The sequence below is a fragment of the Pleomorphochaeta caudata genome, assembly GCF_055395745.1.
On the sequence record NZ_AP042458.1, the window covers coordinates 374,910 to 394,312 of the forward strand.

The 19,403-nt window shown below is 28.4% G+C and carries 17 protein-coding genes; 12 read left to right on the forward strand and 5 right to left on the reverse strand.

Annotation, left to right across the window (positions count from 1 at the left end):
- Positions 1 to 225 precede the first annotated feature (225 nt).
- From ACZ5RS_RS01775 to ACZ5RS_RS01790, 4 genes are read left to right on the forward strand one after another with little or no spacing between them, the layout of a single operon-like run.
- Positions 226 to 1,008 carry an SDR family NAD(P)-dependent oxidoreductase gene (locus ACZ5RS_RS01775; protein WP_464637159.1) on the forward strand — a complete coding sequence of 261 codons (783 nt, stop codon included), beginning with the start codon at positions 226 to 228 and terminating at the stop codon, positions 1,006 to 1,008.
- Positions 989 to 2,137 (forward strand): galactonate dehydratase, encoded by a 1,149-nt coding sequence (dgoD, locus tag ACZ5RS_RS01780; RefSeq protein WP_464637160.1) that lies wholly within the window; start codon positions 989 to 991, stop codon positions 2,135 to 2,137. The genes ACZ5RS_RS01775 and dgoD overlap by 20 nt, the downstream gene beginning before the upstream one ends.
- A complete protein-coding gene (locus tag ACZ5RS_RS01785) occupies positions 2,131 to 3,000 on the forward strand; it encodes an SMP-30/gluconolactonase/LRE family protein (protein ID WP_464637161.1) in 870 nt (289 codons plus the stop codon). The genes dgoD and ACZ5RS_RS01785 overlap by 7 nt, the downstream gene beginning before the upstream one ends.
- Complete coding sequence (locus ACZ5RS_RS01790; RefSeq protein ID WP_464637162.1) at positions 3,001 to 4,080, forward strand: substrate-binding domain-containing protein; 1,080 nt, start codon at positions 3,001 to 3,003, stop codon at positions 4,078 to 4,080. It abuts the gene before it with no gap.
- On the opposite strand, the gene ACZ5RS_RS01795 is transcribed toward ACZ5RS_RS01790, so the two are convergent.
- From ACZ5RS_RS01795 to ACZ5RS_RS01810, 4 genes are all read right to left on the reverse strand, one after another.
- Positions 4,077 to 4,970 carry an ArsA family ATPase gene (locus ACZ5RS_RS01795; protein WP_464637163.1) on the reverse strand — a complete coding sequence of 298 codons (894 nt, stop codon included), beginning with the start codon at positions 4,968 to 4,970 and terminating at the stop codon, positions 4,077 to 4,079. The genes ACZ5RS_RS01790 and ACZ5RS_RS01795 overlap by 4 nt on opposite strands.
- A 14-nt stretch (positions 4,971 to 4,984) precedes the next feature.
- Positions 4,985 to 5,272, reverse strand: a complete 288-nt coding sequence (locus ACZ5RS_RS01800) for a DUF7990 family protein (protein WP_464637164.1) — start codon at positions 5,270 to 5,272, stop codon at positions 4,985 to 4,987.
- Positions 5,273 to 5,277: 5 nt separating this feature from the next.
- Entirely contained in the window at positions 5,278 to 5,706 is a 429-nt protein-coding gene (locus ACZ5RS_RS01805; RefSeq protein WP_464637165.1) for a hypothetical protein, read from the reverse strand.
- A gap of 63 nt (positions 5,707 to 5,769) precedes the next feature.
- On the reverse strand, positions 5,770 to 7,503 hold the full coding sequence (locus ACZ5RS_RS01810) for a carbon starvation CstA family protein (RefSeq protein ID WP_464637166.1): 1,734 nt from the start codon (positions 7,501 to 7,503) through the stop codon (positions 5,770 to 5,772).
- Between the two features lie 434 nt (positions 7,504 to 7,937).
- Between ACZ5RS_RS01810 and ACZ5RS_RS01815 the strand changes: the two genes are divergently transcribed.
- From ACZ5RS_RS01815 to ACZ5RS_RS01840, 6 genes are all read left to right on the forward strand, one after another.
- Positions 7,938 to 8,735, forward strand: coding sequence for a gluconate 5-dehydrogenase (locus ACZ5RS_RS01815; protein ID WP_464637167.1), 798 nt, complete (start codon positions 7,938 to 7,940; stop codon positions 8,733 to 8,735).
- Between the two features lie 70 nt (positions 8,736 to 8,805).
- Positions 8,806 to 9,816, forward strand: a complete 1,011-nt coding sequence (locus tag ACZ5RS_RS01820) for a TRAP transporter substrate-binding protein (protein WP_464637168.1) — start codon at positions 8,806 to 8,808, stop codon at positions 9,814 to 9,816.
- A gap of 62 nt (positions 9,817 to 9,878) precedes the next feature.
- Positions 9,879 to 10,394, forward strand: a complete 516-nt coding sequence (locus ACZ5RS_RS01825; RefSeq protein ID WP_464637169.1) for a TRAP transporter small permease — start codon at positions 9,879 to 9,881, stop codon at positions 10,392 to 10,394.
- A gap of 2 nt (positions 10,395 to 10,396) precedes the next feature.
- Positions 10,397 to 11,677, forward strand: a complete 1,281-nt coding sequence (locus ACZ5RS_RS01830; RefSeq protein ID WP_464637170.1) for a TRAP transporter large permease — start codon at positions 10,397 to 10,399, stop codon at positions 11,675 to 11,677.
- Between the two features lie 59 nt (positions 11,678 to 11,736).
- Positions 11,737 to 12,516, forward strand: coding sequence for an HpcH/HpaI aldolase family protein (locus ACZ5RS_RS01835; protein ID WP_464637171.1), 780 nt, complete (start codon positions 11,737 to 11,739; stop codon positions 12,514 to 12,516).
- Between the two features lie 26 nt (positions 12,517 to 12,542).
- Positions 12,543 to 13,283 (forward strand): GntR family transcriptional regulator, encoded by a 741-nt coding sequence (locus ACZ5RS_RS01840; protein WP_464637172.1) that lies wholly within the window; start codon positions 12,543 to 12,545, stop codon positions 13,281 to 13,283.
- Positions 13,284 to 13,345: 62 nt separating this feature from the next.
- Here the strand turns inward: ACZ5RS_RS01840 and ACZ5RS_RS01845 are convergent, their stop codons facing one another.
- Positions 13,346 to 13,924: a DUF2202 domain-containing protein gene (locus tag ACZ5RS_RS01845; protein WP_464637173.1), complete on the reverse strand. Its 579-nt coding sequence runs from the start codon at positions 13,922 to 13,924 to the stop codon at positions 13,346 to 13,348.
- A 377-nt stretch (positions 13,925 to 14,301) separates the two neighbouring features.
- Here ACZ5RS_RS01845 and cas9 point away from each other — a divergent pair, with 377 nt between their 5' ends.
- Both cas9 and cas1 read left to right on the forward strand, forming a co-directional pair.
- On the forward strand, positions 14,302 to 18,516 hold the full coding sequence (gene cas9, locus ACZ5RS_RS01850; RefSeq protein WP_464637174.1) for a type II CRISPR RNA-guided endonuclease Cas9: 4,215 nt from the start codon (positions 14,302 to 14,304) through the stop codon (positions 18,514 to 18,516).
- The gene (gene cas1, locus ACZ5RS_RS01855; protein ID WP_464637175.1) at positions 18,516 to 19,403 is read left to right on the forward strand and encodes a type II CRISPR-associated endonuclease Cas1; all 888 of its coding nucleotides are present in this window, start codon (positions 18,516 to 18,518) and stop codon (positions 19,401 to 19,403) included. The genes cas9 and cas1 overlap by 1 nt, the downstream gene beginning before the upstream one ends.

A 19,403-nucleotide genomic window follows, 5' to 3' on the forward strand; every position in this document is an offset into this window, starting at 1 on the left:
CTAAGGTAAAAAAAGCTTTTTAAATTAGTGTGTCCGGTAACACAAGCACACACAACGAAAAGCACCTTTTTCCTATATATTTTGAAGTTTACCCCCGTATTTTTAATCTGTCAAACATTATTTTTATTTTTTTTACTTGCAATATCCAAATTTTGGGGTAATAATAATAATGTAATTTTAGTAATCAATAAAAAAAATGTGTGCGCACACATTTTAGGAGCAACAATGAAAAATGCATTAGTGACTGGAGCAAGTCATGGGATTGGACAAGCAATTGCGATTGAACTTGCAGATAAAGGTTATAACGTTGGTATAAATTATTTTCACAACCTCAAAGGTGCAGAAGAAACAGCAAAGGAAGTTGAAAAAAGAGGCGCAAAGGCTTTAATAATTCAAGCTGATGTAAGCAAAAATGCCGATTTAGAAAAAATGTTTACAACCTTCGAAAAAGAGTTTAAATCGATAGATGTTATGGTAAACAATGCAGGAATAAGTGAATTTTATCCTATTTTAGAAGCAACAGAAGAACAATGGAAAAAAGTTATATTTTGTGATTTTAAAGGCTGTTTCTTTGGAACACAACTAGCAGCAAGATTAATGGTAAAAAATAATACTAAAGGTGTTATACTAAACATTGGCAGTAATCATACTGATGGCTGTTGGCCTAATGCAACAATATATGCATCAAGTAAAGCAGCTGTTAAGAAATTTGGTGAAAATGCTGCAATGGAACTTGCTGAATATGGTATTAGAGTAACTACTCTTAGCCCTGGATATACAAATGTTGATTGGCCTAAAGATCATCCAATATTTAATTCAATGGAAAAAATTCCTCTAAAGCGTTTTGCTTCCCCTAAAGAAGTTGCTAAAATAGCTGCTTTTTTATGCAGTGAGGATTGTGCATATATGACAGGAAACTGTGTTGTTGTTGATGGAGGTTCTTTACTTCCTATTCTACCAGAAAACACTTACTATGGAGCTGAAGCATATGAAAATTGCCAAAATTGAGACTTTTAAAATCATCCCTAGATGGTTATTATTAAGAATTGAAACTGATAACGGAATTGTTGGTTGGGGAGAACCTGTTGTTGAAGGTAAAGCTGCCACAACTGAAGCTTGTGTCCATGAATTAGGAGACACATTAATAGGAAAAGATCCTACCAAAATTGAAGATATTTGGCAAACACTTTACAGAGGAGGCTTCTATAGAGGTGGTCCTGTTTTAACTAGTGCAATGTCTGGTATAGACCAAGCTTTATGGGATATTAAAGGTAAAGCCGCTAATCTTCCTGTTTATGAATTCTTTGGCGGAAGCGTAAGAAATAAAATGGAAATTTATAGCTGGATTGATTCAAATACTCCTGAAGAAGCAGCCGCTTCTGCAAGAAAAAGATACGATGCAGGATTTAAAAAAGTTAAGATGTTTGGAACAGAAAAAGGTCATTGGTATAATGATTTTGATCAAATTGATTTATTAGTTTCAAAGGTAGATGCAATAAGAAAAGAATTAGGTAATAAAATTGGAATTGCTATAGACTTTCATGGCAGAGCACATAAATCAATGGCTAAAGCTTTAATAAAAGAATTAGAACAATACAATATCTTATTTATTGAAGAGCCCGTATTAATTGAAAATGAAGAAGCTTTTAAAGAGATTCACAGCTTTAGTTCAATTCCACTTGCTACAGGAGAGAGAAACTATACTAGATGGGGCTTTAAAAAAATGCTAAGCGAAGGTTATGTTGATATTATTCAACCAGATTTAAGCCATGCAGGAGGTTTATCTGAAGTTAGAAAGATCGCAACTATGGCTGAAGCTTTTGATGTTGGCTTAGCTCCTCATTGTCCTCTTGGACCAATCGCCCTTGCCTCTTGCCTACAAGTCGACTTTTGTTCTATAAATGCTTGTTTCCAAGAACAAAGTTTAGGAATGGCTTACAACAATGGAAATGAAATGTCAAAATATATTAAAGACTCTTCAGTATTTGAATATCAAAATGGGTATGTTAATCTATTAAAGAAACCAGGATTAGGTATTGAAGTAAACGAAGAATCAATAAGAGAAATGGCAAAACAAGGCCATAATTGGAAAAATGATGTATTATATAATGAAGATGGGAGTGTAACTGAATGGTAATAGATAGAGTTGGAAATGATAATTTTGAATTAGCTGAAAATCCATTATGGATGGAAAGCTCGAACTCTTTCTTCTGGGTTGATATTGAAAAAGGCAACCTCTACAAATACAACTTAGATGAAAAAAAAGTAAAATGTATTTTATCAACCCAGTACCGTATTGGAGCTTTTGTTTTTAACTGTAATGATGAAATAATTCTTTTAACTGAGAAAGGGTTAATCAAAGTATTAAATGAGAATAATAAATATTTTTTAGATTCAAATTTTTTAATTGAATATCCATTAATTAATCAGCGTTTCAATGATGCTATATGTGATTCTACAGGCAGAATTATTGCAGGAATCAAATGTGATGACAACTCAGATAAAGGTAGATTAATAGTTTTTGAAAAAGACAAAGATCCAAGAATAATCCAACAAGGACTTCATATCAGTAATGGTATGGGATTCTCAAGTGATGAATCAGTGTTTTATCACACAGATTCAGAAAATAAAACAATTTACAAATACAAATATAATATTGAATTGGGAAATATTTCAGATAGACAAATTTTCTTTATAAATGAAGGAGAGGGTGTCCCTGATGGAATGACAGTTGATAACGATAATAATATCTATACTTGTATTTGGGGTGAAGGAAAAGTCTTGAAAATACTCAATAATGGGGGTAAAATCAACAATGTTATTCAACTTCCATGTAAGTACAGTTCAAGCCTTACTTTTGGGGGAAAGAATTTAAATATGCTTTTATTGACTTCAGCAAATATTGCGTGTGAACAAGGTGAACAAACAAATTTTGATGGAGCTATATACTTATTAGACTGTTTAGACTTTGGAAAAAATGAATATAAGGCAAAAATATAAATGATTGAAGACATGGTTAATAAAAACATTACTATAAAAGACGTTGCAAAGCTGGCACAAGTTTCTACTGGAACTGTAGACCGAGTTATTCATAATCGCGGTAAAGTTTCAGATAAAAACTTAAAGAAAGTCCAAGCTGCAATCAAAGAGCTTTCCTATTCTCCAAGTCAAATTGCTAGCGCATTATCATATAGAAAAAATCCAATAACAATTGGAATAACATATCCAGCTGTAGATATAGATTTCTGGAATGAAATACCATTAGGAATCAAAGCTGCAAGAAAACAACTTGAACCTTTTGGAGTTAATATAATTGAAATCCCAACTACCAGTTATGGATTTGCCGAACAAAACCAAGCATTAAAAAAATTATTGGAAATGGATGTTAATGCTATTATATTTTGTGCAGTAAATGATTTTTCATCTTCTGCAATAACTCCTCCAAGCGATGTGCCTTTTGCAACAATAGTTAACAAAACTAGAACAAAAGGTATAGCTTTTCATATTGGTCCAAACGATTTTCAAATAGGACAATTATCAGCTAAATTGGCCTCTTTATATACTTGTGAAAAAGGGAATGCTCTAATTCTTTCACCAAATGCAAGTTTTACAGGAACTCAAGAAAGAGTTGCCGGATTTATAAGTAAAATAAACCAAGAAAAACTTGGAATTGAAGTATTAAAGACTGAAAACATTGAAGGCGAAAGCAACAGCGAGATTAAAAAAAATATTTATGAAATGGCTATAAAAAATATTTCTAATTATCCTGAGCTTAATTGTATATATGTTACCAATGGGTTCTTCTCTTCAGCTGCTGATGCAATAATAGACGCAAATAAAGTTGGCAAAATAAAATTAATTGGACATGAATATACAAAAAATATGAAAGATTATTTGGCTACAGGAGCCTTATCAGCAACAATATATCAACACCAAGCTAGACAAACCTATTTAGCAATAATGCAAATGTTTAATCATTTGCAGAACAAACAACAATTAGAAAATTCCTCTATTCAATGTTCAATAATAATGAAAGAAACACTTTCAATTGTTAAAATTGGAGAATCTGATTTACTTTAATTTAGACTAATAAATTCAAAGTTATAATTTATAAGCTTTTCAACATTTGATAATTTATCTTGAATCATAGGATTTAGTTGAATTATTGAAGAAGGAAAAGCTTCTTTTATTCTATTATAAAAATCAAAATTATCTTTTGATGATTTGTTTATAATAATTCTATCAATAGAAAAAGCTAGTTCTTTCATTTCTTTTTTAATTAACAAACTCTCAGAAAAGCTTAATTCATCTTCATTAAGGATTAAAACAAATTCAACTAAGTTTGAATCTTTAAGTTTATCATTTAATGAATCATATCGTCTCTTCATTGAAAGCAATCTGTTATAAATTGGATCTTCACTTAATAATTCTTGATTTTCTTTTCTAATGTTTTTTATTGTATTTTTCTTATTTACAATTTCACTTCTCATTTCTATTAAACTATTAATCCAATGTAAATTAACACTTGGAAGGGCTAAAGTTTTTAAAGTTAATGCTGTTGGTGGGGTATCAATTACGACATTATCATATTTTTTTTCAGTTAAACATCTCTCTAATGCCAACAAAGCAGCATATTCTTCAGTACCAGGAGCATATTTTAAAATAGAAAAATATCTATCAATATTTAATGATTGTTGATAATGATACAATCCTTTTAGTTGTTCTTGTGTTGCTTTAATATATTTCTTTCCCAAAAGAGATATATCACTTTCTCTTATATATAGATTATCAACAACTTTTTTTACCTTATTAGAAAAAGTTTGATTAAAAATGTCATGAAGGTTATGTGCAGGATCTAAAGAATCTAATAAAACCTTATTATCCGATTTGGATAATTTAATGGCTTCCATTGAAGAACAAGTTGATTTACCAACCCCACCTTTTCCTAAAAATATATTTATTTTTTCCATTTTTAACCCTCTTTTTATGGTTCACCCATTATACTTGCTAATTCACTTAAACCGTTACCTGTTTGAGTTGCTCTTAAAAACATTTTCTCAACATCTTTTTCCATCAAAGGTAATAATTCAAGACAAAGAGGCATAGGAGGAGAAGGAAGTCCTACTGCCGATCCAAAAAGCATTAAGGCAAAAGAATTTTCCATTTCAGAAACTTCATATTCAATTTGAGATGTAGCTTTATATAAAGAAGCTTGATGAAAGCCTATAATAAAACCTTTTACATTTATAAAAATTTTCTTAAATAGATTCATAATTATTATTTTTCAACCATGTATGTAATAATATCTTTTTCATAAATTCTTTTTGAAGGAATAACAGAATATAAACCCCAAAGACCAAATAAAAAAGATAGATATAGATGATATTTTAGTATTGGAAAATAATAAGCATACAAAGCAAATAAAGATCCAATAAATACACTTATTATGATTAATAATTTCATTACAAAATATTCATTTTTTTTCAATTTTTTATTCTTATAACTTTTATTATAGAACCCTGTTCTAAAAAGAATTGGTAATGCAATTGAAAAAATTGTAGATCCTAATAAGACATTTGTAGAAAGAACTCTTGAAGCAAGTCTTTCTCCATTATCTTTAATCAAGAAAATTATTAAAAAAACAATTATTAAAACTATATAATTAATTGCCGTGATAGTAGTTATTTTTTTAAATATTTTCTCCATTTTTAATCCTTCCTTTTTTTCATTATAACAAAGGGTGCCCAATCAGGCACCCATTATTTTTAATTATGCTAATTTTTCTTCTTCAACTTTAAAGATAGCTTTAAAACTCTCAATAGAAACAACAATAACAATTAAAATAATAATTATATTTATTATGCCTAATAAATAAGTACTAGATTTAATATATGTTAATTCATTTACTACTAATGCCCAAAGGGTCATAATCAACATAAATACAGCTGGAATGAAAGAAATTAAATATTTATTACCACCACGTTTCTTCAAATAAACTGAAGCAGTAAATAATGCTAATGCAGCTAAAGTTTGGTTATTTGCACCAAATAATGGCCATAACTGTAAAGCACCTTTTCCATCAACACCAGTTGAGAAAGCTAATATACCAGCTGTTAGTAAAGCTAATAAAGTAGCACCATATTTATCAGTAAAGAAACTCTTCTTTTCAGCAGCACCAACTCTGTTAGCACCTAATAATTCTTGAATAACATAACGTTGTAATCTTGTAGTTGTATCTAAAGAAGTACCAGCAAAAGAAGCAACAAATACACCCATGATAATTAAACCTAGATATTGAGGAATACCTAAATAACTGATCATATTTGCAGATCCAAGAACAAAAGCTTCAACCTTTGAGCCTAAACCGGAAGCAGCACCCCAAGAAGCATAGTGTTCACTCCACTTAGCAACACCAACTACTCCTGTTGTATCTCCACGAGAAGCTAAACCAATACCAGCAACTGTAGCTACAATAACCAATACAGCTAAAGCACCTTCCATTAACATTGAACCATATCCAACAAATAGAGCATCATCTTCTTTTTCAACTTGTTTTGAAGTTGTACCTGATGCTACAACAGAGTGGAAACCAGAGATAGCACCACAAGCTATTGTAATAAATAAGAATGGCCAAAGAGATGGAGCCCCTTCAGGATGAACTTGTACAGTTGGAGCAACAATTTCTAATCCATTAAATGAAGAAACTACAACACCAGTTACCAATAACGCCATAGCAATAAATAATTCCCAAGCATTAATATAGTCTCTAGGTTGTAATAGAGTTGTAACAGGCAAAGTGGATGCAATAAAAGCATAAATGAATAAAATTATTGTCCAAGTTCCTGTTGCAGGCATTGAACCAATACTAGGCATATCAATAGGAATAATATGACCTAGAACAACAGTAATATACATAGCAACTACAGCAATAACAGTTGAAGTTGTAACATTCTTATTTTTCTTATATACAGCAATACCAAGAGCAATAGCAATTGGAATTTCCATCCATACAGGGAAAACGGCTTCTGGATACATATGAAAAATAACTGCCATAATCATACCTAAAATAGCTAAGAACAACCATAATTCAATAAATACAATTAAGAAAAAAGCGAAACGAATCTTTTTACTAATATATTGAGAAGCTACTTCAGAAATTGATTTACCTTGAGATCTTAAAGACATTACTAAAGCGGCAAAGTCTTGAACTGCGCCCATAACAATAGAGCCAACAAAGACCCAAATTAGAGCAGGCAACCAGCCCCAAATAACACCAATAGCGGGACCTACGATAGGGCCAGTACCAGCGATTGAAGTGAAATGGTGACCAAAAATTATTCCCTTTTTAGTTGGAACATAGTCGATTCCATCTTTAAATTCATTTGCAGGGGTAACGTTCTTTTCTGATAATTGAAAGATCTTATTACCAATAAATTTACCATATAATTTATATGCAATTATATAACCTACAAAGGCTAAAACCATAATTAATACAGCATCCATATATACCTCCTTAAAAAATATACCACTTCTAAAATTGAACACCCAATTAGGTGGTATGTCAAAAAAAATATAGTTTTTTTTTGAGATAATATACAATTATTAATTAATTTGAATATTATATAATAAATAATAAATCTTTATAAAATAAGAAATTAGTTATAACAACTCTTTTATAGATACCTAATTATAATGATAATTTCAAACAAAAATAATTAAATAAAAAAACTAATATTAACTTTAATTTGTTAAGTAATATTATGCCTTTTTACATATAACTAAATATCAATGTTTTAAATTTAAGTTTTAAAAAAAATAAGTTGACAGCTAATAAAAACCGTTATACATTACCAAATGTGATATCACTTTTTGAATTTAATATTAAAATTTAATTTTGATTTCAAAAAACCATTTTTATTAAATTTAGGACAAAAACTATGAGTTTTACTTTTTCATTAGAAAACAAGGTAGCCTGGGTAACAGGAGCATCCTATGGTATTGGATTTGCAATAGCATCAGCATATGCAAAACAAGGAGCAAAGATAGCTTTTAATGATATTAATCAAGCATTAGTAGAAAAAGGTATTAAAGCATACAAAGAAATAGGAATAGAAGCAAAAGGGTACGTATGTGATGTAACAAAAGAAGCTGAAGTACAAGAATGTGTAAAAGCAATAACCAAGGATCTAGGAAGCATAGATATATTGGTTAACAATGCAGGTATTATAAAAAGAGAAAGCATGTTAGATATGAAAGTTGAAGACTTTAGAAAAGTAATAGACGTAGATTTAAATGCACCATTTATAGTATCAAAAGCAGTATTACCACAAATGATAGAAAATGGACATGGAAAGATAATCAACATCTGTTCAATGATGAGTGAGTTAGGCAGAGAAACAGTATCAGCATATGCAGCAGCAAAAGGCGGCTTAAAGATGCTAACAAGAAATATCTGTAGTGAATTTGGTGAATATAATATACAATGTAATGGTATAGGACCTGGGTATATAGCAACACCACAAACAGCTCCATTGAGAGAAAAGCAAGCTGATGGCTCAAGGCATCCATTTGATTCCTTTATAATAGCAAAAACACCAGCAGCAAGATGGGGAACACCAGAAGATTTGATGGGTCCAGCAATATTTTTAGCTAGTGATGCATCGGATTTTGTAAATGGTCATGTCTTGTATGTTGATGGTGGTATTTTAGCTTATATCGGCAAACAACCTCAATAAATTCAAATTTTTCAATTAAAAAAATTAAAAAAACAAATATTAAAAATAATTAAAATTTAAGGAGTTAATTATGAAAAAATTTATGGCAATTGCACTCTGCCTTTTACTTAGCATCCCAATGATCTTTGCTAATGGTGAAAGCGAACAAGCACAGAAAAAGGAATATGTTATTAAACTTGGTCACTCAATGACAACACAAAGTCCAAGACATCAAGCTCTATTAGAATTCAAATCTTATGTTGAAGCTCAATCAAACGGTCAAATCAAAGTTGAATTATTCCCAGCTGGTGTTTTAGGTAAAGAAGCAGAAATGGTTGAATCATTAAAGATGGGAAATCTTGAAGCTTATGTTGGTGGACCTTTTGATGCATTAACTGAAAAATTAAACTTAATCTTAATGCCTTTCTTCTTTGATTCACAAGAATCATTAATGAAAGTAGCTCACAGTAACTTAGGTGCACAAATTATGGATGATGCAAAAAAGAATAACATCAAGATTTTAGCATTTGGTAACGGTGGTTCAAGAAATATCACAAACAATGTTAGAGAAATTAAAACTCCTGCAGACATGGCTGGTATTAAACTAAGAACACCTCCAATGAAATCAATCATTGAATGTATGAAAAGCTTAGGTGCAAACCCTGTTTCAATTCCTTATGCAGATACATATATGGCATTAAAGACTGGTGTAGCTGATGGTCAAGAAAATCCTTTAGCAAATATTGTTGATATGAAATTCTATGAAGTACAAAAATATATGACTTATATTAATTACCAATTCCATCCTGAAGTATTAAGCATGAACTTAAACTTCTTCAACAACCTTCCACAAGATTTACAAAAGATTTGTGTTGATGGCGGTTGGGTATTTGCTAATAAATTAAATGAAATCCGTAAAAACACTGACCAAGATTATTATAATGTAATTAAAGACAGTGGTGTTAAAATCTACACACCTACAGCTGATGAAGTAGAACTATTTAGAGAAGCTTGTGCTCCTGTTTATGACTACTTTATTAACGAAGGATCATTCACTCAAGCTGAATTAGATCAAATGAGAACAATCACACAAGGAAATTAATATTTCTATTATTTACGCTTCAGTTTAGACTTCTAAACTGGAGCAATTAATTTGAGGTCTATATGAACAAAGTATTGAAAATTATTGATAAAATAATTTCATTTATACTATCATCACTAGTTGCTATTTTAGCAATTGGAATTATCTTAACAGTATTTTTAAGATATATATTTGGAATATCATTTAACTTTTTCGAAGAATTTTTAACAAATTGTTTTGCTGCTATAATTTTTATTGGATCAGCTCTTGCTATCAGAGAAAAACAACATATCCAAATATCATATTTTAAAGATTCTTTTACCCCTAAACGACAAGAAATAGTTGAAATAATCATAATGAGTATAATAATTATTATTTCAGCATTCATTATAAATTATTCAATCAAATGGATAAGTATGGTTGGCTCAACAGTATCTCCTGCATCAGGAATTCCGATGGGAATATTTTATCTAATGGTTCCAATCTCATTTATATTAACAATTTTTTATTGTGCTATAGATATCTTAGGACATTTTATCAAAATTGATCCAGCAATATCAGGATATTTTGATGACGCAGACTTACCGGAGGAAAATTAATCATGTATCTAGCTATAATGTTTATTACACTCATTGTATTATTAGTTATTGGTCTTCCAATAGCCTTTGCTCTCGGAGGGTCTGGTATTATTTATATGCTTTTATCAAACCCATCTTTCTTATTAAGTTTTCCACAAAGAATTTGGAGTGGCTGTAATAGTTTCTTAATTATTGCAATGCCTCTATTTATGCTAAGTGGCGAATTAATGAACCATGGAGGACTAACAAAAAGACTTATTGATTTCTCTCTTTTATTAGTTAGACCTTTCAAAGGCGGTTTAGGAGAAGTAAATGTTGTCTCTTCAATGGTTTTTGGAGGAATTACAGGTTCTTCTGTTGCTGATACTTCTGCTTTAGGTAGTATTTTAATTCCAGATATGGTTAAAAAAGGTTATTCAAAAAGCTTTTCAACAGGTGTTACTGTAGCCTCTTCTACCGTAGGCATGATTATTCCACCTAGTATACCAATGCTCATGTTTGCTATGGTAAGTGGAGTTAGTGTTGGTAAATTATTTATGGCAGGATTGATTCCTGGTATTTTAATTGGAGCAACACAATTAGGTATTACTTGGTCACTATCAGCAAAAGGTGGATACCATAAACTACAAACAAAAAAAACATTTGCAGAAAATAAGAAAATTGCAAAAGATGGTATCTTAGCTGTTTTAATGCCAGTAATGATTTTAGTTACAGTAACTATGGGTGTTTGTACAGCAAGTGAATCTGCTGGAATTGCAGTATTATATGCAATACTTTTAGGTACTTTAGTTTATAAAGAATTAACATTTAAAAATATAAAAGCAGCATTAAAGAAAACTTCAATGATTACCGCATCTATTATGATAATTGGTGGGTTTACAATGATCTTTACTTGGATTTTAGCAATGGAACAAATTCCTACTATGCTTGCTGATTTTATTTTAAATTCAAATATTCCATATTGGGTAGTCTTAATTTTATTTGATATTTTAATATTAATATTAGGAACATTTTTAGATGTTGTACCTTGTATTTTATTAATTGCTCCTATCCTAATGCCAGTTATGCAAGCTATTGGGATGAATGAATTACAATTTGGAATAATAATGGTTGTTGGCTTAGCAATTGGACTTGTTACACCACCTGTAGGAATGTGCTTAAATGTTGCTGCCAAAATATCTGATTTATCTATTATTGAAGTATTTAAAAGTGCAATACCATTTTTAATTTGTAATATAACAGTTTTAATTATAGTAACATTTATACCATCAGTTAGCTTATGGTTACCTACTTTATTATTCTAATTACAAAAAGAACATCAAATATATTTGTTTTCAAATATATAAGTTAATACGAGGGAAAAATGACTTTAAAAGAAAAAATGAAAAACGGCCCAGTATTTGGGGTTGTTTGCTACACAGGTGCTGTTTGTGCTGTCGAAGCAATTGGATATAGTGGATTTGATTTTGTATATTTAGATTTAGAACATTGTCCAATTGATAATGTTTCAAATATAGAAAAATTAATATTAGCTGCAAAAACAAGTGGTGTTTCTCCACTAGTAAGAGTAAGTTGTGTCGATGAAGTAGAAATTAGAAAAGTTCTAGAAATGGGTGCTGAAGGCGTTATTGTTCCACACTGTAGAACAAAAGCTGATATTGAGGCTATAATACATAGTGCAAAATTCCCTCCAATTGGAAGAAGAGGTGGGGAGTCTTGCGTTAGAGCAGCACAATTTGGAGTAAATGATTTTTCTTGGGATGAATACACTAAAAAAAGCAATGAAGATACTTTAGTAATACCAATGGATGAAGATTTTGAATTTAGTGATAATATTGAAGAAATATTTAGTGTTGATGGAATTGATGCAATAAACTTTGGACCAATAGATTATTCTTTAAGCATTGGTGCAAAAGTTGGTTATAAAAACGATGATAATAGACTAAAAGAAGCTTATAATAAATTAGCTGATGAAACAAAAAAAAGAAATATTGGTATATTAGCACCTGTAGTTCCTTCTTCTCCTGCTGATTTAAAACAAGCAATTGATAAAGGAATAAACATGTTGATTCTTGGCAATGATATGTTATATTTCAATAAAGCATTAGCACAATTAAAAGAAAATATTAAAGAAATTAAATAACAAAATAAAATATAATTAGGAAGACTATGGCAAAGAAACAACAAACAGATTTAAGTAACAACATTTTTAATACGCTAAAGCAAGAAATAATTTCATTGGCGATTAAACCTGGAGAATTGATAGTAGAAAATGAAATTTGTAATCGCTTTTCTGTAACAAGACCACCTGTTAGAACTACTTTTAAAAGATTAAGTGATATAGGATTAGTCGATATTGTCCCATACAAAGGAGTTAGTGCTACCCTACTAGACCTTGGAAAGATTTATCAGATAATTCATATGAGAACTATTTTAGAAGCTCAAACAATATGTGATTTTATTGATAGTGATCCTGATGGCTTTACAATAGAAGAATTAGAACACAATCTAAGATTACAAAAACTTCTTATTCAAGAAGATCCAGTAAATGAAAATGAATTTTTTGATAAAGATAGTTCTTTTCATGAGACTTGGTTTAATAAAATGTATTGTGACCAAATCTGGGGACTAATTCAACAACAACAAGTAGAATACACCCGATTTAGAATGTTAGACTTTGTCGTTACCCTAAAATATCCAGAAATTGTTAGTGATCATGAATTATTATTAAAAACCATTAAAGCAAAAAAGAAAGATTTAGTATTACCAGTTCTTGGATCCCATCTTAATAATGGATTAAGAAGAATGGGAGATTTAATCTTTACTGATTATAAACAATATTTTAAAAATACAGATCAAACCAAATATTGGAGAGCTTATAACTTAAAATATAGAGAAGCTTTAAAATAACAAAAGAAAAGCACCATATCAATAATAATGATATAGTGCTTTTTTTATAATTAAAACTCTTTTTAATATTTACTTGCTTGTCTCTCAAAAGCTTGTAGATGGCTTATTGAACCATTTTTTAAAGCTTCAAAAACTCTTCTTACATCATCAGGTAAATCTTCTGTTGCTAAAAATTTATCATACATTGCAATATTTGCTATTTCAGCTTCAACTCCAACATCGTAAATTTCAGCTAAACTATTTGGAAGAACCACATGTTCACTTGCATCAAACTCTTCAATCTCAAAACCATATACATCATATAAATATAAAATTGCGTTTTGATGAGATTGCTCAGCTTTAATAATATTACTAAAAGGCCTACTTACATTAAACTCATCCATTATAAAAGCATATTCAGCTAAAGCTAATTTTTCATCTTCTAATGCATATTTTAACATTTCTTCTAATGTAAAATATTCTCCTGCTTTTGCAGCACTAGCTCCTAAAAGAGTAGAAGAAGTATTATCCTCTATTTGACTTAGTACTTCATTTGCTACTGGACTTGTAGTTGTACTTATTTCTTTTGTGCCTTGAGCAAATAAAACTGCTGAAGCTACTAAACTTATTAAAACTAAACTTACTAATATTTTTTTATTCATGATTATTTCCATCCTTATTTGTTTTTATCTTTTATCTATTTACAATTTATAAAACAAATGTGGTGAAAATATGATGATTTAAAATTTTTTTAATTATTGAAAAATATTTATTATTCTAATGATTTATATAAACAAAAAAAAGCTTGCCCAAAAGCAAGCCTATTCACACAATGTGAGTCCCAAAAGGACGATTTGAATAAATTTTTATTTGAACATATGTTCTTTCTTCTTTAGTTTTGCACTAAAAATATTTTAAGTCAAGCTAATTTTTTTGCATTTATTAACAATAAGGTTTATCATTAGGGTACTATATTATTATAAATTTTCATATCTATCATTTATACAAATATACTTTAATATCTCAAAAAGGAACAAAAATGAAAAACGACTATTACTTAGGATTGGATTGTGGAACCTCATCTGTAGGTTGGGCTGTTACTGACAATAATTACAACATACAAAAAGCCAAAGGCAAATCACTTTGGGGAATTAGATTGTTTGAAGAGGCAAAACCTGCGGCCGAAAGAAGAGAATATAGAGCTACAAGAAGAAGAACTTATCGAAAAAGAGCTAGATTAGATTTAATCAATGAACTATTTGAAGTAGAAATTAATAAAATTGATCCAAAGTTTTTTCAAAGATTAAAAGATAGTAAATACCTTTTAGAAGATAAAACTAACAAAAATGACAAAAATACTTTATTTAATGATAAAGATTTTAATGATATAAAATTTCATTTAACCTACCCTACAATATATCATTTAAGATCAGAATTAATACACAGTAATAATCCTCATGATATAAGGTTAGTATATTTAGCAATTCATCATATAATAAAAAATCGAGGGCATTTTATATATGATGGGCAAAATATAGAAAGTGTTCAAAATGTTGATAGATTATTAAATAATTTAAAAGAAATATTTTTTGATTTATTCCCCAATATTATTATCACATATCCTAACGGAATTAATAAAGTCAAAACAATATTAACAGATAAAACCGTAAAAAATAAATTAAAAGAATTAAAAAGTAATATTATTGTTGAAGCAGAAGATACAAAACTAGCAAAAACAATACAAGGAGAAATTGCAAAAGCTCTCAATGGAAATAAAGTCAATATTACTAAATTAATACCTGATATAACAATTGAAGAGGAAGAATTACCTAACAAAGATTTTACTTTTTCATCAAGCACTTATGATATTAATGAAGTAATAATTAAGAATTCTCTAGGATTAGATAATTTTGAAATAATATCTTGTTTAAAAGAAATTTATGATTGGTCTCTTTTATATGAAATTCTACAAGGACAAAAATATATTTCTGATGCAAAAATTAATAACTATGAAATACATAAAAAAGAATTAAATCAACTAAAGGAATTAATTAAAAAATACAATCCCACAAAATTCGAGGAAGCTTTTAAAACAACAAAAGAAAAACTGATAAATTATTGTTCATATATTGGACATGGACTAGATAATGGGAAAAAAGACAAAGGTCCAATTAAATCTAAATGTTCAAAAGAAGAAATAAATAAATATTTTCTTAAATTACTAGAAAAAGCTTACAAAGAAAACAAAGATGATAAAATACTAATTGAAATTTACAAAAAATTGGAATTAGGACAACTTCTTCCAAAAATTGTTTCAACAAACAATAGAGTTATTCCATACCAAGTTAATTTATTAGAACTTAAGGCGATTTTAGAGAAGGCATCAAATTATCTTAATTTTTTAAATATTAAGGATAGTGAAGGGTATAGTGTAAAAGAAAAAATAATAGCAATAATGGAATTTAGAATTCCATACTTTGTTGGCCCATTGGTTGAAAAAACTGACAAAAATAAAGAATATCAAAAATTCAGTTGGTTGATTAGAAAAAATAATAGTACCGGTAGAATTTTACCTTGGAAATTTGCTAAGCAAGTGGATTTAGCTGCTTGTGGCAATGAATTTATAAAAAGGATGTCCAGAAAATGTAGCTATCTCCCAAATGAAAATTGTTTACCAAAAAACTCTTTATTGTATAGTGAATACTCTTTACTTAATGAATTAAACAATTTTAAAATCAATGGACAAAAACCTCCAATTGAATTAAGAGATGAAATCTTCAGCCTTTTTAAAAATACTAAAACGGTATCCACTACCAAAATAAGAAATTTACTGATAGCTAGAGGTATATATAACAAACAAAGTGAACTTGTTTTTTCAGGTATTGATAAAACATTTAAATCATCACTCAAGTCCTATATTGATTTTAAAGAATACCTTGAAAATGAAAAATTAACAAAAGATGAAGTTGAGTTAATTATTGAATGGGGAACTATTTTTAATGAAGGGCAAAACCTTATTAAAAATAAAATAATAGAACAATTTGGAACAAAACTAACAGAAAAAGAAATTAAAGATATTTTAGGCAAATGTAAAACCTATACAGGCTGGGGTCGTCTTTCAAAAAAATTCTTAACAGAAATGTATCATTTTGATGAATATGGCGAGTGTAAAAATATAATTACATTAATGAAAGAAACTTCTAATAATTTAATGGAATTAATGAGTAACAAATATACTATTTCAAAAAGTGTTGAAGAAGAATTATCATCTTATAATAAAGATTATAATACTTGGAGTTATGAAAATCTTGTTGAACCTTTACTCGTTTCGCCTTCAATAAAAAGAAGTATTTGGCAAACTTTGCAAATAGTAAAAGAAATTAGAGAAGTTACTCAAAAAGATCCTAAAAGAATTTTTATTGAAATGGCAAGAGGTCCAGAAGAAGCACAAAAAAATAAAAGAACAATATCTAGAAAAGAAACATTAATAAAACAATATCAAGAATTAACAAATAATGATGAAGTAAATAAAATACTTAAGTCACTAGAAGACCAAAGTGATGCTAATTTAAGGAAAGACAAACTATACTTATATTTCACTCAAATGGGCAGATGTATGTATTCTAATGAAATTATAAATTTAGAAGATCTATTAAACTCTAATAATAAATATGATATAGACCATATTTATCCTCAAAAAAGTATAAAAGACGATAGTTTAAACAACCGTGTTTTAGTGCTTAAAGAAGAAAATGGTAGGAAAAGCGATAAATATCCTTTGTCCTTAGACATTCAAACAAAATGTTCTTCTCATTGGGCTTTATTATATAAAAAACATTTTATAACAAAAGAAAAATATAATAGATTGATTCGTAAAACAGAATTAGACAAGGATGAACTCGAGAGCTTCATAGCAAGACAAATTGTTGAAACAAGACAAAGTACAAAAGCAACTGGGGAATTATTAAAAAAACTTTGCCCGAATTCAACAATTGTTTACTCAAAAGCAAATACAGTAGCTGACTTCAAAACAAAAAATCAAATTTACAAATCTAGAGGAGTTAATGATCTCCATCACGCAAAAGATGCCTATTTAAATATTGTAGTTGGAAATGCTTATTATACAAAATTCACAAAAGATCCAAGTTACATTTTAAAAAATGAAATAAAAGATTCATATAACTTATCTAAATTATTCTTTTTTGATATTAGAAGAAATAATTATCTTGCTTGGGAAAGAGATATTAATGGAAAAGCACGAAGAGATAAAGAAAATCAAATAAATGGTAAATTAGATTATGAAAAATATCCGGAAACAGGAACAATTGTAAAGATAAGATCTACATTAAGTAAAAATAATATTTTATTTACTCGACAAACATTTCAAAGAAGTGGCGGAATTTCTGACATGCTATTTGTAAAGAAAAATGATAACACTGATACATTATTACCCATTAAATCTTCAGATAAAAATTTGCTAAAAGTTGAGAAATATGGGGGTTTAAATAAAATAGCTAAATCTTATTTCTTCTTAGCAGAATATACAAATAGAAATAAAAGGGTCAAAAGAATATTGGATGTTCCTATTCATAAAATATCAGAATTTGAAAGTGGTAAAACAACCCTTTATGATTACTGTATAAATGATTTAAATTTAGAAGAGCCTAATATTATAATTCCTCAAATATTAGTTAATACTAAAATAAAATATAAAAATTTTGTTTATGAAATATCAGGTGCTATGGGAGAAAAAATAGGATTAAAAACAGCTGTTCCATTAGTAATATCAGATAAAAATTACAAATATTATTTTTACATTGAAAAATATTTAGACAAAATGAAAGAATTCCTTAGATTTCACAGAAATGAATCAGAAGAAATTATATCAAATTTTTCTGAATACTTAATTTTTAAAAATAAAATCTCAAAAGAAAAAAATATTAATTTATATAGTGAATTAAAAGAAAAAGTTAATAAAACAATATTTCAATATAGAATTAGTGATGATATTAGAAATAATATAAATAATAATATTGATTTATTTATTAATTCTTCAATATATGAACAAACTTTGTTTTTAGAACAATTCATGACTTTGTTTACATGTAAATATGGTAATGTTAATTTCACTTTAATTAAAGGATTAAAAAAAACAGGAACTCCCACAATGGGCAGAAATCTAAATTCTGATATAGAATTTATTTATCAATCAGTAACAGGTCTATATGAAAATAAAAAGAAGGTGAAAATTTAATGGGATTTAGAGCTATTGTAATTTCAAAACAGTCAAAATTAGAATTTAGACAAAATTATCTTGTTATTAGAACAAAAGAAGGTATTCAAAGAATATATATTTCAGAAATATCTTTATTATTAATTGAGCATACAGCAATATCAATTACTGCTGTTTTACTTCAAGAACTAATAAATCAAAATATTGATGTTATATTTTGTGATAACAAAAGAAATCCTTGTTCAAATCTATTACCTTTTTATGGAAGTTATGATAGCTCTGAAAAAATTCGGATTCAAATTAACTGGAGTAATGATATCAAATCACTTGTCTGGACAGAATTAGTAAAAGAAAAAATCAGAAAACAAAAAGAATTATTAGAACATTTAAATATTAATACTGAAAACTATTTTGAAAACAAAATTAATGAAATGAAGTTAAATGATACAACTAACATTGAAGCTCAAGCTGCAAAAAAATACTTTCATTATTTATTCTCTAATCAATTTACAAGAAGTTCTGACAACGCTAAAAATTCAGCTTTAAATTATGGATATATAATATTACTTTCTTTAGTAAATAGAGAAGTAACATCAAAAGGCTATTTGACACAATTAGGATTACATCATAGTAGTATAAGGAATCAATTCAATTTATCATGTGATTTAATGGAATTACTAAGACCAATAGTAGTCTATGAAGTTTTTACATTAAAAATTAATGATGAATTTGGACCAGAAGAAAAACACCTATTATTAAAAATATTTGAAAAAAAATTTCTAATTAGTAATAAGAAATATGATTTAAAAGATGTTGTAAATATATATTGTTCTAGTGTTTTTACAGCTCTAAGAAACAATGATATTTCGGAATTAAAATTCTACAATTTTGCTTATGGGGAAAAATAG

Bases quoted from the DNA above. Each gene is read 5' to 3' on its own strand.
- ACZ5RS_RS01820 (WP_464637168.1), top strand. From the start codon at position 8,806: ATGAAAAAATTTATGGCAATTGCACTCTGCCTTTTACTTAGCATCCCA.
- ACZ5RS_RS01790 (WP_464637162.1), top strand. From the start codon at position 3,001: ATGATTGAAGACATGGTTAATAAAAACATTACTATAAAAGACGTTGCA.
- dgoD (WP_464637160.1), top strand. From the start codon at position 989: ATGAAAATTGCCAAAATTGAGACTTTTAAAATCATCCCTAGATGGTTA.
- ACZ5RS_RS01825 (WP_464637169.1), top strand. From the start codon at position 9,879: ATGAACAAAGTATTGAAAATTATTGATAAAATAATTTCATTTATACTA.
- cas1 (WP_464637175.1), top strand. From the start codon at position 18,516: ATGGGATTTAGAGCTATTGTAATTTCAAAACAGTCAAAATTAGAATTT.
- ACZ5RS_RS01830 (WP_464637170.1), top strand. From the start codon at position 10,397: ATGTATCTAGCTATAATGTTTATTACACTCATTGTATTATTAGTTATT.
- ACZ5RS_RS01810 (WP_464637166.1), bottom strand. From the start codon at position 7,503: ATGGATGCTGTATTAATTATGGTTTTAGCCTTTGTAGGTTATATAATT.
- ACZ5RS_RS01815 (WP_464637167.1), top strand. From the start codon at position 7,938: ATGAGTTTTACTTTTTCATTAGAAAACAAGGTAGCCTGGGTAACAGGA.
- cas9 (WP_464637174.1), top strand. From the start codon at position 14,302: ATGAAAAACGACTATTACTTAGGATTGGATTGTGGAACCTCATCTGTA.
- ACZ5RS_RS01840 (WP_464637172.1), top strand. From the start codon at position 12,543: ATGGCAAAGAAACAACAAACAGATTTAAGTAACAACATTTTTAATACG.
- ACZ5RS_RS01800 (WP_464637164.1), bottom strand. From the start codon at position 5,272: ATGAATCTATTTAAGAAAATTTTTATAAATGTAAAAGGTTTTATTATA.
- ACZ5RS_RS01845 (WP_464637173.1), bottom strand. From the start codon at position 13,924: ATGAATAAAAAAATATTAGTAAGTTTAGTTTTAATAAGTTTAGTAGCT.
- ACZ5RS_RS01805 (WP_464637165.1), bottom strand. From the start codon at position 5,706: ATGGAGAAAATATTTAAAAAAATAACTACTATCACGGCAATTAATTAT.
- ACZ5RS_RS01775 (WP_464637159.1), top strand. From the start codon at position 226: ATGAAAAATGCATTAGTGACTGGAGCAAGTCATGGGATTGGACAAGCA.
- ACZ5RS_RS01785 (WP_464637161.1), top strand. From the start codon at position 2,131: ATGGTAATAGATAGAGTTGGAAATGATAATTTTGAATTAGCTGAAAAT.
- ACZ5RS_RS01835 (WP_464637171.1), top strand. From the start codon at position 11,737: ATGACTTTAAAAGAAAAAATGAAAAACGGCCCAGTATTTGGGGTTGTT.
- ACZ5RS_RS01795 (WP_464637163.1), bottom strand. From the start codon at position 4,970: ATGGAAAAAATAAATATATTTTTAGGAAAAGGTGGGGTTGGTAAATCA.